The following is a 15,867-nucleotide window of genomic DNA, read 5'->3' on the forward strand; positions in this document are numbered from 1 at the left end:
AAACATGATGTTATTTCGTTGTATCGCGCATTGATACCGAAACGATACCGAAACGCTACTGAGATGATGCTGAAATCACGCGGTAATTGAGATGCAATTACGTTGTACTGAGGCCGCAATAAAACTAAAAGACTGCTGATTTTTTGATCATTTTTTATGCTCTGGCCTCTAAAAAATTATTTCCACCCTTGGTGCCATAAATTACTGTCGGTGAGTTCTCGCCAGGCCAGTCTGATGACATTCTTGGAGTACACCGCCTCTAGCTCAATCAATTCTACCGGCGCATTGGACAAACCGGAATGATCCAAATCATCAGGTGAAACTAATTTGGTCACCATAAAATGCTTTTCTTTATTGCGTGGCGATACCGCGGTCCATTTACTGAGTAATAATTTTTTTGGACTCAGACGACGAACCGGCTGCGTCATTTTTTTAGACGCCTCAACAATATTCTCGTTGGCGTTTAAATGAGTGGCGGTCATCGCGCTATTTTCCTGTTGATTTTTCATTCAATAATCCGGCTTGTGTGGGAGTTAAGATAGGTTGACGATAAGTTCATCTTCATTGTGATAAATTGCCTGTAAAACAAATTACCTATCAATAGGAGACACATACATGCAATCAATGCACAAGAACATTAGGGTACTCGCATTCGACATATTCGGCACGGTGGTCGATTGGCATGGCAGCATCGTCAAAGAAATGCAGCGGATCGCACCGGAAGTAGATGGTGATCGCTTTGCCTTAGCCTGGCGTTCTGGTTATGTTCCGGCGATGCAAAAAGTCATGTCAGGCATCTTGCCGTGGATGAAAATTGATGCTCTGCACCGTTTGATTCTGGACGATATCTTGCCGCAGTTTGGGCTGGATCATTTAGATGAATCACAACGGCAAGACCTGAACAAAATCTGGCACAAATTAGACCCGTGGCCAGAGAGCGTTGCAGCTCTGAGTCAGTTGAAATCGCACTATACGATTTGTACTTTATCCAACGGCAATGTGAGCTTGCTGACCAATATGGCGAAGCATGGCGGCTTGCCTTGGGATTGTATTTTGTCGGCAGAAATTTTTAAGAAATACAAACCAGACCCGGCAACCTATTTGGGCGTGGCAGAATTGTTTGACGTGGCACCCGCGCAAGTGATGTTAGTCGCCGCACACCAGAGTGATCTGGCGGCGGCGCGTGCCGCTGGATTGCAGACTGCGTTTATAGAAAGACCGATGGAGTACGGTGCTAAGCAATCCAATGATATTTCGCCGGTTGCGGAAAATACCTTTCATGCCACAGACCTACTCCATCTCGCAGATCAGTTACTCGATCATTGAGAAATGCCTAACTGATGTAAGACAAATCCATACTCTTCCGCGGTCTCATGCTGGCGCACAAAGCGGCCTGATTTTCCACCGTGCCCTGCTTCCATATTGACTTTGAATAGCAGCGGGTTTTGATCGGTTTTTGCTGCACGCAATTTCGCTACCCATTTAGTCGGCTCGTAATATTGCACTTGCGAGTCGTACAGACCCGTAGTGACCAATAAAGGCGGATAATTTTTATGCGCGATGTTGTCGTAAGGCGAGTAAGACAGCATGTAATCATAAGACGCTTTTTGTTTAGGATTGCCCCACTCATCAAACTCGTTGGTGGTGAGTGGAATACTTTCATCGAGCATCGTCGTGACCACATCGACAAACGGCACATGCGCAATCATTCCGGCATATTTTTCACCTGCCAGATTCGCCACCGCTCCCATTAGTAAGCCACCGGCACTGCCGCCCATCGCAAACACTTTATCTTTTGCGGCGTAGTGCTGGCTGACTAAATAATCGGTTACGTCAATAAAATCCGTAAACGTATTTTTCTTTTTGAGTAGCTTACCGTTCTCATACCAGTCGCGCCCCATCTCCTGACCACCGCGGATATGCGCAATCGCGTAGACAAATCCACGATCCAACAAAGAAATTACGCCAGGACGAAATACCGGATCAGTCGACGCGCCATAAGAGCCATAGGCATATTGGTACAAAGGCGCAGTGCCGTCTTTTTTAAACCCTTTGCGGTAGACCAGTGAGACCGGAATAGACGTACCGTCTTTTGCCGGTGCCCAAACGCGCTCGGTGACGTAGTCTGATTTTTTGAATCCACCGAGAACTGGCTGCTCTTTCAATAGTTTGCGTACCCCGGTTTTCATATTCACTGCATAGACACTGGCAGGTGTCGTCAGTGAGCTATAACTATAGCGCAGCTCGTCCGTATTTTGCTCGGCATTGATGCCAAAACTCTCGGCATACGCAGGCTCATCTGACTTGATAAAAGTTGATTTACCTGATGCGCTCCAAGGCATGATACGGATACGCAATAAACCTTCTGAACGTTCATTGATGGCGATATAGTTTTTAAACAGAGCAAAATTCTGGATGAATACCGCCTTATTATGTGGCACCAGTTCTTGCCATTTACTGCGATCACCGATTTGATCATCGGCCACAGACATCAGACGATAATTAGGTGCTTGCCAGTCGGTAGAAATAATCCAGCGACCATTGATATGGTCTGCATTATATTTAACGCCAGCACTACGTGCAGCCATGACGACAGGTGCTGCATCTGGATTTTTTGCATCGATAATCCGGGTTTCAGTGGTCTCTGTACTGCGCAGTTCTATCGCAATATAACGATCATCGCCAGTGCTGCCTATGCCCATGTAATAGCTGTGATCTTCTTCGGTATAGACCACCACATCTTTGCTGACATCAGTACCGAGCACATGTTTTTTAACCCTGGTGGTCAATAGCGTGACCGGATCATTTTCGATATAAAACACAGTCTTATTATCCGCCGCCCAGGCGACTTGCGGAGCGAGGCCGGTGATTTGGTCTGGGAGTTTTTTACCGGTTTTGAGATCGATAAATTTTAAAGTGTACTGACGACGACCACTGTCATCCTCCAGATACGCCAATAGTTGCTCGTTGCTGCTGACGGCCCGCTGGCCGATATCGAAGTAACTCTTTTTCTCTGCCTCCAGATTGCCGTCAATCATGATCTGCTCGGTACCGCCAGCGGCTGGTTTGCGCGCAAAGAGTGGATATTCGCCACCTTTGGCAAAGCGCGTGTAGTACTGATAATGTCCTTTTTTAAACGGCACGGTACTGTCATCTTGCTTGATGCGGCCAACGATCTCTTGGTACAGCTTCTCAGTTAAGCCTTGATATGCCGCTGACTGGCTGGTGAAGTAGGCATTTTCTGCGGCGAGATACGCCAGCATATCTGGCGACTCCCGCTTATCGTCGCGTATCCAATAATAGGGGTCATTACGCGAGCCATTTGGCGACTCAACCTGATACGGACGTTGTGCGGCAACTGGTGGTGTCGTAGTTTGCATAGTCGAAGGTGTTAAGGATACGGAGGGCGGCGCTGCCGGAGCCGGGGTGGTTGCAAAAGAAACGGGCATCAATACAAACGCAGAAAGCGATACGGCCGCAGCATGGTAGTACATCGGAGCAAAACAACGGGAAACAAGACCACGAAAAACAAGACGACGGGAAGCAAAACGACGCATGGTAAAACCTCGATGGAAGTTGGATCAAGATTAGTCAAAATGAGCACGATTAAAGAAGCCGCTCACTTGCTCAAGAAATACAGTAAGTATATTAACAAGAAGTCAAAGAATAAGCGTGTTGAAGCCAGATTTATCAAACAACCGTAGCCGCAGACTAATCAAATACGTCAATGGTTTTGGTACTAAGTTTGACCAAAACAGAACTAGCCAATCAATATACTCCCCCTCATTTTTAAAAAATATGCCTTGTTGTCCAATGATTCTATGGACAACTAATATATACCTATGAGGAGTATTATTTCTTAAAGATGGAATTCACCGCCACTATTGCAGCGGTGAATGTAGCGACGAATATAGCTATGACCGTCGCAGTGAATGATAGCGATTGGTCATTTAAGAGAACGGTGGATTAGCGGCTGTGCGACGTTAGTCTGGCTAATGGTGATGCACTAGCATTTGCTTTACTACCAATGGCATCACCCCGTCCCCCGCGTGGCGAAATCGCTTTCTTCACCAGGACAGAACTGGTTTCGTCCAATCGCTCATTGGCTTCACCACCCAGCAAGCTGCCGCCGTCCGGATTGCGGCGCATCGCAACGCCGACTGCCAGCATATCAATCACCAGCAAATGCAAAATCCGGCTGACCATCGGCAAATGCGTGGAGACGTCTTCAACATGATCGACAATCAAAGCGACATCTGCTTTGCGCACCAGTGGTGATTGGCTGGCTGCGATGGCAATCACGGTCGCACCGCGCTCATGCGCTTTTTCTGCGACCTCTAATAACTCCGGCAAACGTCCGCTGCTGCTGCTGATAACGACCACATCGCCCGCTTTGAGCACGCTAGCCGCCAGCAATTGCAAACGCGAATCGGTCTGGGCAACACAGGGAATTCCTAAGCGCAGAAATTTAAACTGCGCATCTTGCGCCACCACACCGTAATGACCAATCGCATAAAACTCGACCCGGTTTGCATGGACGATCATTTCAATCGCGCGGTCTATCATGTCGCGATTCAACTGACTACGTACTTGCAAAATGGCGGATGCCGTATTACCCAGTACTTTGGCACCCAGCTCTAAGGCGGAATCATCATTGGTCACCTGCACATGGGTGACTGGCACGGTACCGGTCAAACCGGAGGCCAGGCGTAACTTAAAGTCAGATAAACCCTCGCAACCCAGCGAGCGACAAAACCGGATCACCGTCGGCTGACTGACATCGGCAGCACGGGCGATTTCTGCAATAGGATCATTCAGGACTGAACGTGGATGGGCTAATACATGCTCTGCAACGCGTAATTCTGCTGGCGACAACTCATCCCGCGCACGGCGGATTTGACCCAAAATGGCAGAACCGGGGTCTGCTTTCAACGTGCGTAATTGCGCATCTAAAATGGCGGAGGCACCGATAAACGTCGCCTGCTCAGCCGTGATGACATAAGTGGGAATCGATCCGACGTAGCGACTGAATCGCCCTTTTTCTTCAAAGCGGGATCGAAAACGCGACGCATCAAAATAACTTCCCAGTCGCGGCACTATCCCCCCGCCGATATAGATGCCACCAAATGCGCCCAGCGTCACGGCCAAATTGGCCGCCGCCGTACCAAGCAGAGCACAAAATACATCCAGCGTATCCATGCAAACCGCATCGGTTTTATCCAACGCACGTTGCGTAATATCGGGTGCCGCCAGCGCCAGCGGCGCTACACCCGTCAGGTCGGCCAACGCACGATAAATTAGTTCCAATCCAGGACCTGACACCAAGCGCTCGAAAGATACGTGTTCGTACTGCTTCCAGACATAGCGCAGCACGGCAATTTCTCGCTCATCTCGCGGCGCAAAACTGGTATGTCCGCCTTCAGACCCGAGCGAAATCCAGCCATCGCCAGACGGAATCAAACCAGATACGCCCAAGCCGCTACCCGGCCCTAGCAGACCGATCACACTTTTCTGCACCGGCTCGCCATCGCCAATCTGACGCACATCACTTGCATCCAGTCGGGGCAGCGCCATTGCCAAGGCGGTAAAGTCATTCACAATGACCAGTGTGTCTAAACCCAATCTCAAGCGCATTTCTTCAATCGAAAATTGCCAGTGATAATTGGTCATACTGACTTGATCGCCATCCACAGGATTGGCAATCGCTACGGCAGCATGTTCTACATGAATAGCCGGATTCGTTGCCACAACAGTTGCAAGATACGCTGATACGGTTGCCTGAAAATCAGGGTAATCAGCGCAGCGCAAAGAGTTGATATGTTGAAAATCGCCCTTTGCCATCTCCAGCGCAAAACGGGCATAGGTTCCGCCAATATCGGCGATTAAGCGTGGACTATCGAAAGCTTGCACGAATGGCTGCATGAGATCTCTTTATTATTTATTGTGAGCCTGCCTAACCTAAATTGAGGCAAGCACTAGTGATTCTGAATCTAATCTTATTATTGTAGTCCGGTGTGCTTGCAAACGATAGTTGTTGGCGTGTAGTAGCGATATTTGACGATAAAAATACTGAAAAGCAACAAAATCGAACGATATCTGTAGCTAAGCTACAAATATAAAATGCAAGCAGTTTTCATAATTGACCATCGCTTCACTCCACAGTCATTTTTTAGCAGCAATACCTATTTTGACAAACTAGCTAAAATTTCATTAAAGCATAACAAATGCATAACGAGCTGCTTAGTTTAAAACTTTTCTTTCAATTTCTTGCGATTTTTTTGTAGTTTTGCTACATTACGCCAACATTCAGCTTTTTGTGACCTCTTTTTCTCTAGTGTGATGACTTCAACTTCAAACAATAAACTCTCTGATAATCTTTTCCCTTGGCTGGTCGCGGACATCGGTGGCAGCAATGCGCGTTTTGGCTGGATAGCAGATAAAGCTACCGGGGTTGAGCATGTGCGCACCCTGCCCGTTAAAGATTATGTCGATCCTATCGCAGCAACCAAAGCGTATTTGAGCTTGATCGCGAACAAGCTGAATGAGGATTATCAGCCACCACGCTGTGCTGCATTTGCCGTCGCCACTGCGGTAGCCAGCGACAAAGTTGCCTTCACCAATAGTCATTGGAGTTTTTCTCAAGCGGCTGTTAAAGCAGCATTGCAACTAGACAGCTTTCTGGTGCTCAATGACTTTGAAGCTCTGGCGCTGTCCTTACCGCGACTGCAAGCATCTCAGTTAAAAACTAACGGCGCACTACCAACCCAACATGGCACATTGGCGGTGATCGGGCCGGGTACGGGTCTAGGTGTAGCAAGCGTAGTGGAGACGAAAAGCGGTTGGGTGGCCATACCTGGCGAAGGCGGCCACGTGACATTAGCAGCGGTCGATGAATTTGAAAGCGCGGTATTGCACCATGTCCGCCAGCAGTATCCGCATGTCTCAGCAGAACGCTTATTGTCGGGTATAGGCTTGCCTGTATTGCATAGTGCCGTTGGCAAAGTGATGCAGATCAAGTCAGCACATACTACTTCTGAAGCGATCGTAGAACATGGCCTGTCTGGCAGCGATAATGTTTGCAGCAAAACCTTAGCCGTGTTCTGCGCCATGTTAGGCGGTTTCGCCGGTAACGTGGCCTTGATACTCGGCGCACGCGGCGGCGTGTATATCGGCGGCGGCATCGTACCGCGCCTGGGTGATTATTTCTTTACCTCGGATTTTCGTGAGCGCTTTGAAGCAAAAGGTCGTTTGCGCAGCTATCTCGAAGGTATTCCTACCGTATTAATTATTGATACGCTAGCAGCATTGAGCGGCGCTGCCATGGCGATTGAGCAGCATGTTGAGTAATGCACTTTAGGAAATCAAAGTGACTCCACAAACACCACCGCAGTCCGCGCCGGAATAGTAAATTCTCCTGATGCCGCAACATATTTGGCAGACGCCGCCGGGCGCGGATCGGCTGCTGACTTGTTGCTCTGCACCGGATGTAATTGATATGTCTTGCCGGCCTGCTCCGCGATCACCAGTTGTTGTGATTCCTTGCTGACGTTAATGAAATACATCAGCGATTTAAATCCTGAATCAGGATAACCAACACCATCAATATGCGCCGCAATCACCGCAGGATTTTGTCCTGATCCGGTATTATAAAAATGCAGGCGCTGCCGGATGTCTGCCGCTGTCCGCAACCGGAATAACGAAGAGCTAGCTCGAATACGCAGCAAATCACGGAACATATCGCGCGCCATCGCAATATTCTGCGGATCAGGTTTGATCGCAGGATTTGATAGCAGAGGACGGATCAACGGATAATCGACCGCATTATCGGGTTTAGGTGGTAGACCAGTACCAAAATAATTATCGGTATAAGTCCAGTCCAGGCGGTTAAACCAGTCGCCCGATTCAAAGCTATTTTTGTCCATCGATTTAGATCGCAGCGTATCGATCCCGGCATGAAAGTAAGCAATGCCTTGACTAAATGCGTTGATTGCCGCGCCCAACATCTGTACCCGCACTCTGTCGTCTTTACTGGTAGTGAGTGGTAATTTATAGACGTTGATATCAAACAGAGTCTGGTTATCATGGTTCTCAATATAATTCACGACTTCGCTAGGCTGACTGACATATCCGGCTGGCTGATCGCCGTAGGGAATCTGCTCCAGATGCAAAGTCGTATCACGTCGCGTCAGCATCGTATAGTCACGAATTGACCCCGCTAGTCCGACCCGCACCATGTCCGCTGCCTCCATTAAATCTGTCGCAGTGACACGATGTTCAGGTTCAGAATTAAGCGCAGAGTTAATAGCGTTAGGATCAACAAATAAACCATTGATATAACCTTGTTTACGAATTAGATTATCACCCGATTCGGACGATCCGGCTCCGCGAATTGCATCACGGGCGCGATCACTAAATGTGGCGATACCCGAACCATTTAATGACAGTTGCGACGCCTGTATAAAGCGGGCACCGTTCGCAACCTCACCAAAATTCCAACCCTCGCCTATCAGTTGTACGTCATGCCCCACGCTGGCGAGTAGTTTTGCTTTGAGTTGTTCCATGACTGCACGCGGTTGATGTGCCATCAAATCAAACCGGAATGAGTCGATCTTATACGCATTTGCCCACTGCACTACCGTATCAACCATGAGCTTGCCCATCATCCTGTTTTCAGTCGCAGTATTATCACAACAGGTTGATTGCTCGACTGCACCACGCTCGTTTAAGCGGTGGTAATAACCCGGAACAATTCTGTCCAACACAGACTTTTCTTTTTGCCCGGATGCATAAGTATGGTTATAGACCACATCCATACCGACGCGTAAACCCGCTTGGTGCAAGGCCAGAACCATATTGCGCAATTCAAGAATACGCACAGCGCCATCAGCTGCGTCTGTCGCATAACTCCCCTCAGGTGCGCCGTAATGCGTCGGGTCGTAACCCCAGTTAAAACAATCCTCGGCTGCATGTGCCGTGACTTCGGCTTGAGGTATCTCACTGGCAGGATCAGTCGCATTAAATTCAATCTTCGGGGTGACACAATTCTTTTCAGGGACACTACCAAAATCAAAAACTGGCAACAAATGAATATCGGTCAGTCCCGCTTGCGCCAACGCTTTCAAGTGACGCATACCATTGGAATTAGCCTCAGTAAACGCCATGTACTTACCGCGATGTTGTTTGCTGACTGAAGCATCGTTGATGGAGAAATCACGCACGTGCAATTCATACACCACCATATCAGTCTGCGTCGATATTTTTTTTGTTACCGCCTGGGTTCTCCATCCGGCTGGCTGCAATTGAGATGCTGCCAGATCAGCGATATAGCTGCGCTTGGAGTCGGTGGTCAAACTGATGGAATAAGGATCGGTCACCCGATTGCGCACCAAGCCAACATGAGGCACGATCACATCCACAAGATAGCGGTAATACTGTCCAGAGAGATTGGTCGATATCCTTGCATTCCACGCACCCGTTTTTACATCTGATTGCATGGCGTCTAAGCGATGTGCCGCACCCGCGCCGCTATCGTAAGTACAAACCCATACCCGCTGTGCCGTCGGCGCCCACAAAGAAAATCTCGTTTGAGTCTTTGCTTGGGTCTTCGCTTGAGTCTTCATGCGACTGGTACTTTTAGTCAAGCTCACACCAAGCGAAGTCAGCTCGCTTGCCGGTGCATACAGATCATCTAAGACCCCTGCCAATTGCAGCGAGCTTGCGGCTATCACGATGCCATCGGCATTCTCTTGTACCAGAAATACTTGCTGTCTCTGCAAAGCCGCGATTTTGCCAAGATCATCTGCTTTGACTCCCAACACCACTCCCTCAGCAAGGTATTTAAAGCGGGTAGCAAGAGGCTCCGGCAAAGCCGCATCAGCGACGGACAAAGTGAGCACACCATCCGCGCCCGTCACTTTTGCGCCAATGCTCGCCGCCAATTGCGCTGTAGCAGAATAGACCAGTTTGAAATGACCAGAAGTAAAGTTAACTCCCGGCCAAGCTATCAACTGACGATTCAACCAGACCGCACGCGCCTCGTTTGTGGCAGCACTGGCGTCAATGCTAGCAGGACGTAAAACCGTCTGAAACTGCTGGCTATTGCAGTCGTCTAATGTGGGATTTATTCTTTGAGATGGTGCGGCTAGATTTACGCTGGCAGCGGCATCTTGAATCACACCAAAGCTACTAAAAAAAATCAGACAGGTGCATAAGCAAGCAGCTACACAACTCTGCGCAAAGCGTCCAACATCATTTGATTTTTTATCATTTTTGAGGTGCATGATTATGGCTAAATTAATTAAAATAAGGGGAGTATTGGCACTTTTATGCATTAATGTCCAGACTTTATATGGACAATTTAAAATACTGTATCCCAGTATATAAATTAAAAAAAGATGAAAGAAATGATCTGCCAACTCCCTCGTCCGATGGCGAGAGAGAGTTTTTATCCTCTGCTAAGTTCTGGCAATACCAAACCAGGCGCCGTAGGCGGGTAAACTAACTAAGCTTCCAGCGACATCGCCCGGCAATCCATGCCCTGTCAATGCATCAAAATTGGCGGCGACTGGCAAAGTAAATTCAACCTCATCCCCTCCCAAATTAAACACAGCCAATATCTGAGGGGAATCAGGCAATGTCCGGCTCAAGGCCAATACAGGTTCAGGCGCATCAAAAAATGTAATCTCGCCGCCGGTCAGTTGCGGGAGCTGTTTTCGCCAGCGAATAATGTTACGGGTAAAGTTCAGTGCCGAAGCGGGGTCAGATTCCTGTTCAGACGCAGCAACAGCCAGATGTTCTGCTGGCACGGGTAACCACGGAGTGCCCGTCGTAAAACCCGCGTGTGCCTCGAGTTTGTTCCAAGGCATAGGCGTGCGGCAGCCGTCACGACCTTTGGCTTCTGGCCAGAAGGTAATCCCTACCGGATCGCGTAATGACTCAAAGGGAACATCGGCCTCTGTCAATGCCAGCTCATCACCTTGGTACAGACATGGCGTACCTTTTAAGGCTAGTTGCATGGCGAGGACAACTTTGGCAAAAGCGGGCGTTGCTTGCGCGCCACCCCAGCGCGTCATGACACGTGCAACATCATGATTGCCGACCGACCACGACGCACCACCGCCAACCACGCGTGCTTCAAATTCTTCTACCTGAGAGCGGATATAACGTGCAGATTTTTCTGTAGTCAGTAAATTAAAGCTGTATGCCATCTGTAATTTGTCGTTGTCGGCGGTATAGGCCGCCATTACACCCAACGCGTCATCAGAGCCAATCTCACCAATCGAGATGGCACCATACTCATTTAATAAGGTACGGACTTTTTGAAAGAAGGCGAGATTTTCTGGCTGCGTATTATCATAAATATGTGCCTGCATTCCATACGGATTGGAGGCCGCTACACTAATCGTATTTTGCTTGGCCGCCGGTGGATTGCTGCGCAATTGCTGATCATGGAAATGGAAGATACAAGCGTCCATACGAAAACCATCAACACCGCGCTCCAGCCAGAAGCGCATATTATCCAGATGCGCCTGCTGCACCGCGGGCTGGTGGAAGTTCATATCTGGCTGACTGGTTAAAAAATTATGCAGATAATATTGCAGACGACGAGTGTCCCATTGCCATGCAGAGCCACCGAAAATCGAGAGCCAATTGTTCGGTGGTGTACCGTCGGCCTGCGGGTCTGCCCAGACATACCAGTCCGCTTTTGGATTAGTACGGTTCTTGCGACTTTCAGTAAACCAAGGGTGATTTTCTGCCGTATGTGACAGTACCTGGTCAATCATAATCTTCAGACCCAGCGCATGTGCACGCTGCACCAATTGATCGAAATCAGCCAGAGTACCGAACAAGGGATCAACATCGCAATAGTCCGCCACGTCATAACCAAAGTCCTTCATCGGCGAAGTGAAGAAAGGAGAAATCCAGACAATATCAACACCCAGACTGGCGATGTAATCTAGCTTGGCAGTAATGCCGGGTAAGTCACCGACACCGTCGCCATTGGTATCCAAAAAGCTGCGTGGATAGACCTGATAAATGATGGCCTCGCGCCACCACTCAGTATTTGTTGCAGAGATCGTGGCTAGCGGAATGTCGCGCTTGGTTGTTGCAGTCATGTTGAAATCATTCATAAAACAGGTGGTGGTCGCTGCACTATTCAACAACTTTTGTAACAGCTTTATTTAAGTCTGGCTTCTTAAGTCTGGCTTCTTAAGTCTGACTTCTTTAATAGCAGCGGCTCAACTATGGCGGCACTCTCTTACCGTATCGCCCGGCAAAAGTATCGGCTGCCACAGCACTTGTAATTCTTCTGGCGGCGTTCCATCCAATAAGGACATCAACATTTCTATCATTCGGCTACCTGCCTGATCAGGATTTGGCTGATCGATCGTGGTGACGTTGTAGCCCGCCAGGGAATCTTCCATCTTGCTCCAGACGATGATCGATATATCGGTACCAATCTGAATACCCGCATCCAGCAAAGCGCGTACGGCGCCCACGCCAGACATCTGGTTATCGACGATGACTGCGGTTGGTGGTAAGGGGCTGGCAAGTATTTGTTGCATCGCCTGATACCCTCGGCGTCTGTCGTTACTATCGCCGATCAGATGCGCGGGATTCGGTTGTAAGCCCGCCTTTTGTATTGCCTCGATAAAGCTGTTGTAACGTTGACGGGCAAAGTTCATTTCCAAAGGCGCACTGATCAGGCCGACACGCTGGTGTCCGTGCGAGAGCAAATACTGAACAGCAGTCTGCATACCAGACTCATTGTCATAATCAAACCAGGCGTGCGGCTCATTAACCTGTGTGCGTCCATGCGCGACGAATGGCAAGCCGTGTCCGGTTAAGTAAGCAATCCGCTCGTCATATAAACGGGTACGGGAAACGATCAAACCATCGACCCGACGCTCTTGCACCATACGCTGGTAGGCACGCAACTCATTCGCAGGCGACACCGGCGCAATGATCAAATCCATTTGTCTGGACTCCAGCGCGGACGACATCCCGTCGACGATAGACATAAACATAGGATCGCCTAAATCGTTCGGCAGCAAAGGATGAATCATGCCAACCACATTAGTGCGCCCGACTGCCAGACTCCGCGCCATCGGATTGGGACGATATCCCGCTGCATTGGCTGCCGCCATTACACGCTGTCGAGTCTTCTCGCTAACCTCTGGATAGCCGTTCAGAGCGCGGCTCACCGTAGTTTCGGAAATACCCAGATTTTTAGCGAGGCTTTTAAGATTCATTGGTGTCGGTTACTTCAAAAATGAGACTACTTTTAAATTTGCTGAAGCTTACTTATTTGCTTACTTATTTGCTTACTTTATTTGCTTACTAATTTACTGACGTATTTGCCAACTGTTGTCCTACTTTTGCGGATGACTTTTTACTTCAGTTGATCTGCACTACGACGGTCTGCTCTGTTCTTGCTGGTATGTTGACCAAGACTGATAATTGTTTTTTTACCGCATTCCATTTAAATGGCAAAGACCGGTTTTTTGCCTTGACCCAGTTCGGCGCAGTAGCAATGTTATGCATGATCAATTCAATTTTTCTATCAACAGGCTGATAATTCAAACCCGTTTCCGTCTTCAGCTGTACCGTGATTTTTTGGTGATTATTGTCTACAGCGGTATCGCCAAAAAACTGTAAAAGTTGATATCGACCTTTCTCGAAAGCGGCGGATGTCAAACCATCATCGTCATACAATTGACCGCGACTATGCGGTACAGATGAATCGTAGTAATAATGCAGATCAAGTTCTTTAGTCGAATAATCTCTGGTGGTTTGGACCAACTTTGCCATAGGGATAAAGGCACCTGCTCTGACAAATACGGGGATGTGCTCAGGCACAATCGCAACTGATCCAGTACTACCAGCGACATATTTTTGATCAGTATAAAAATCAAACCAGTGATTGGTCGCAGGAAAACGAATCGTCTGCTCTTTGACAGCGGCTTTGAGTACGGGCGACACAAAAAAATCATGCCCCCATAAATAACGATCAGATACGCCGCGCATCTCAGGATTGTCCGGCTCTTCATACAACATGGGTCGCATCAGCGGCAGGCCACGCTGATTATTTTCAAACGCCAGCGTGTAGTTATACGGCAGCATGCGATAACGCAGTTCAATCGCCGCCTTTGCTAGAGCCTTTGCGGATGTGCTTCTTAAAACCGGTTCTGCGGCGACTTCCTCTTGGGCATGTGGACGAAAAATCGGTTGGAATACGCCGTACTGCAACCAGCGCGCATATAGCTCATCATCCAAATTGGCACCCGCAAATCCACCCAAGTCTGAGTGCATATATGCCAAACCTTGCATCCCCATCTGCAATGCAATCTCTGGCTGACTCTGCAAGCCACCCCAAGTGCGGTTCACGTCGCCCGACCAGGGGATCATGCCAAACCGTTGCGAGCCGGAGTAGCCAGAACGCATCAAAATAAAGGGACGCTCTTCCGGAAATTCTTTTTGGTATCCCTCTGCGATCAACCTAGCCCAATCGTGTCCATAAATATTATGCAGCTGATCTGCCGAGCCCGTCTTATGCTGCAAGTCAGACGGGTGCACTTCTGGCTCGCCCAGATCACCCCACCAACCAGCGACACCATCTCTCTTCAAATTTTTATAAATCGACCAGAACCAGTCTTTTGCTTTCGGGTCAAAAATATCGATGAGCCCTGTGTGTCCAAAATAAAAATCATAGACAAATGGTGCTCCATTCTTATCTGTTGCGAGAATTTTCTTCTCTACTGCCTCGTTCCATTTACTGGAAGTCGTCAAGATAAACGGCTCTGTGATCAATATAGTTTTTATGCCTTTTTTAGCAAAATCGGCAATCATCTCCTGAGGATGCGGGAAGTTATCCCGATCAAACTCTAGGTTGCCCATCGTGCCTTTGATGTCTTTGCCAAACCAGTACAAATCAAAAATGATGGCATCCAGTGGAATTTTTTCAGCAGCAAATTGATCTACGATTTTGCGTGCTTCTGCTTCGCTGTGGTAACCGAAGCGACTGGCGAAGTTGCCGAAAGCCCAGCGTGGCGGCAACGGTTGCTTGCCGGTCAAACTGGTGTAGTTACCAATAATATCGTCCCAGCTATCGCCAGCAATAATCTGATATGTTTTTCTGCCGCTGATGGTTTCATAAGCGAGTACATTCTCTTTTTTACTATCCAGATCTAGATAGCCAATCGGCGCATTATCAAAATGAATGCCGTATCGTTTAGACGAAAATATCAGAGAAATAGAAAAATTCATCTGACTAGAGCGATCCTCATAACCGTAATGCGCCTTGTTGTAGAGTGGCAGACGATTACCACGGCGGTTCATCCCTAATGCACGCGCACCTGCACCGTACAGCGCTTCCGTTGCATCCAGATTAAAGTCTAGTACTTCAGAGGTATCTTGTTTGCTGTAACCATTTTTTTCAGAAATGAGTTGCTTGCCTTTATAGGCGTAACTGATTTGAAAAGGCGATTTGGTGATGTTTACCACCATACCGGTCAGACTGGAGCCAACACCGGAGCCGACAGCATAATCGACAGCAACGTCTGTATTGCTAACACTAGTTTTAAGCATGGCGGGTGACAACACAACTGCATGTGACCCGGAGATAAAACTTTGTCCTTTGGGGATAAACGTGGTTTCTATAATCTTGTCAGAATATGGCTTGATCTGATAAAGACCATCGTTGGTCGTCAGTTCTAAGTAACTACCCTTATCAGCAACGACCTCAAGTACTCTTCCTCTGTTTTGAGCAAAAGCTGGCTGTGTCAGTTGTATCGCTAGAACAACTAAGGCGGCTACTATGCAGAATACAGTGTTGCCAATGATTGGGCGTTTTAGTTGATTTTTCAT

9 protein-coding genes are annotated in these 15,867 nt (G+C 48.3%); 2 read left to right on the top strand and 7 right to left on the bottom strand.

The annotated features are described in order from the left end of the window. Nucleotides 1-176: 176 nt before the first annotated feature. Nucleotides 177-509 (bottom strand): TIGR02450 family Trp-rich protein, encoded by a 333-nt coding sequence (locus AAKU64_RS05970; protein WP_354328724.1) that lies wholly within the window; start codon nucleotides 507-509, stop codon nucleotides 177-179. A 106-nt stretch (nucleotides 510-615) separates the two neighbouring features. Here AAKU64_RS05970 and AAKU64_RS05975 point away from each other — a divergent pair, with 106 nt between their 5' ends. Further along, nucleotides 616-1,326 carry a haloacid dehalogenase type II gene (locus AAKU64_RS05975; RefSeq protein ID WP_354361784.1) on the top strand — a complete coding sequence of 237 codons (711 nt, stop codon included), beginning with the start codon at nucleotides 616-618 and terminating at the stop codon, nucleotides 1,324-1,326. On the opposite strand, the gene AAKU64_RS05980 is transcribed toward AAKU64_RS05975, so the two are convergent. After that, a complete protein-coding gene (locus AAKU64_RS05980; protein WP_354361786.1) occupies nucleotides 1,320-3,557 on the bottom strand; it encodes a S9 family peptidase in 2,238 nt (745 codons plus the stop codon). The genes AAKU64_RS05975 and AAKU64_RS05980 overlap by 7 nt on opposite strands. A 409-nt stretch (nucleotides 3,558-3,966) precedes the next feature. Beyond that, the gene (locus AAKU64_RS05985) at nucleotides 3,967-5,922 is read right to left on the bottom strand and encodes a glucokinase (protein WP_354361788.1); all 1,956 of its coding nucleotides are present in this window, start codon (nucleotides 5,920-5,922) and stop codon (nucleotides 3,967-3,969) included. A 417-nt stretch (nucleotides 5,923-6,339) separates the two neighbouring features. Here AAKU64_RS05985 and glk point away from each other — a divergent pair, with 417 nt between their 5' ends. Continuing rightward, a complete protein-coding gene (glk, locus tag AAKU64_RS05990; protein ID WP_354361790.1) occupies nucleotides 6,340-7,347 on the top strand; it encodes a glucokinase in 1,008 nt (335 codons plus the stop codon). Nucleotides 7,348-7,361: 14 nt separating this feature from the next. Here glk and pulA read toward each other — a convergent pair whose 3' ends face one another. The 4 genes from pulA to AAKU64_RS06010 form a co-directional block, all read right to left on the bottom strand. Beyond that, complete coding sequence (pulA, locus tag AAKU64_RS05995) at nucleotides 7,362-10,280, bottom strand: pullulanase-type alpha-1,6-glucosidase (protein ID WP_354361792.1); 2,919 nt, start codon at nucleotides 10,278-10,280, stop codon at nucleotides 7,362-7,364. Nucleotides 10,281-10,454: 174 nt separating this feature from the next. Continuing rightward, entirely contained in the window at nucleotides 10,455-12,116 is a 1,662-nt protein-coding gene (locus tag AAKU64_RS06000) for an alpha-amylase family glycosyl hydrolase (protein WP_354361794.1), read from the bottom strand. A 123-nt stretch (nucleotides 12,117-12,239) separates the two neighbouring features. Next, nucleotides 12,240-13,253 carry a substrate-binding domain-containing protein gene (locus tag AAKU64_RS06005; RefSeq protein ID WP_354328731.1) on the bottom strand — a complete coding sequence of 338 codons (1,014 nt, stop codon included), beginning with the start codon at nucleotides 13,251-13,253 and terminating at the stop codon, nucleotides 12,240-12,242. Nucleotides 13,254-13,398: 145 nt separating this feature from the next. Next, on the bottom strand, nucleotides 13,399-15,867 hold the full coding sequence (locus tag AAKU64_RS06010; protein WP_354361796.1) for a glycoside hydrolase family 31 protein: 2,469 nt from the start codon (nucleotides 15,865-15,867) through the stop codon (nucleotides 13,399-13,401).

This window comes from Undibacterium sp. GrIS 1.8 (assembly GCF_040544445.1).
Classification (GTDB): Bacteria; Pseudomonadota; Gammaproteobacteria; order Burkholderiales; family Burkholderiaceae_D; genus Undibacterium.

Coding starts and splice junctions, on each gene's coding strand:
- AAKU64_RS05970 (WP_354328724.1), bottom strand. CDS start 509: ATGAAAAATCAACAGGAAAATAGCGCGATGACCGCCACTCATTTAAAC.
- AAKU64_RS05975 (WP_354361784.1), top strand. CDS start 616: ATGCAATCAATGCACAAGAACATTAGGGTACTCGCATTCGACATATTC.
- AAKU64_RS05980 (WP_354361786.1), bottom strand. CDS start 3,557: ATGCGTCGTTTTGCTTCCCGTCGTCTTGTTTTTCGTGGTCTTGTTTCC.
- AAKU64_RS05985 (WP_354361788.1), bottom strand. CDS start 5,922: ATGCAGCCATTCGTGCAAGCTTTCGATAGTCCACGCTTAATCGCCGAT.
- glk (WP_354361790.1), top strand. CDS start 6,340: ATGACTTCAACTTCAAACAATAAACTCTCTGATAATCTTTTCCCTTGG.
- pulA (WP_354361792.1), bottom strand. CDS start 10,280: ATGCACCTCAAAAATGATAAAAAATCAAATGATGTTGGACGCTTTGCG.
- AAKU64_RS06000 (WP_354361794.1), bottom strand. CDS start 12,116: ATGACTGCAACAACCAAGCGCGACATTCCGCTAGCCACGATCTCTGCA.
- AAKU64_RS06005 (WP_354328731.1), bottom strand. CDS start 13,253: ATGAATCTTAAAAGCCTCGCTAAAAATCTGGGTATTTCCGAAACTACG.
- AAKU64_RS06010 (WP_354361796.1), bottom strand. CDS start 15,867: ATGAAAAATCAACTAAAACGCCCAATCATTGGCAACACTGTATTCTGC.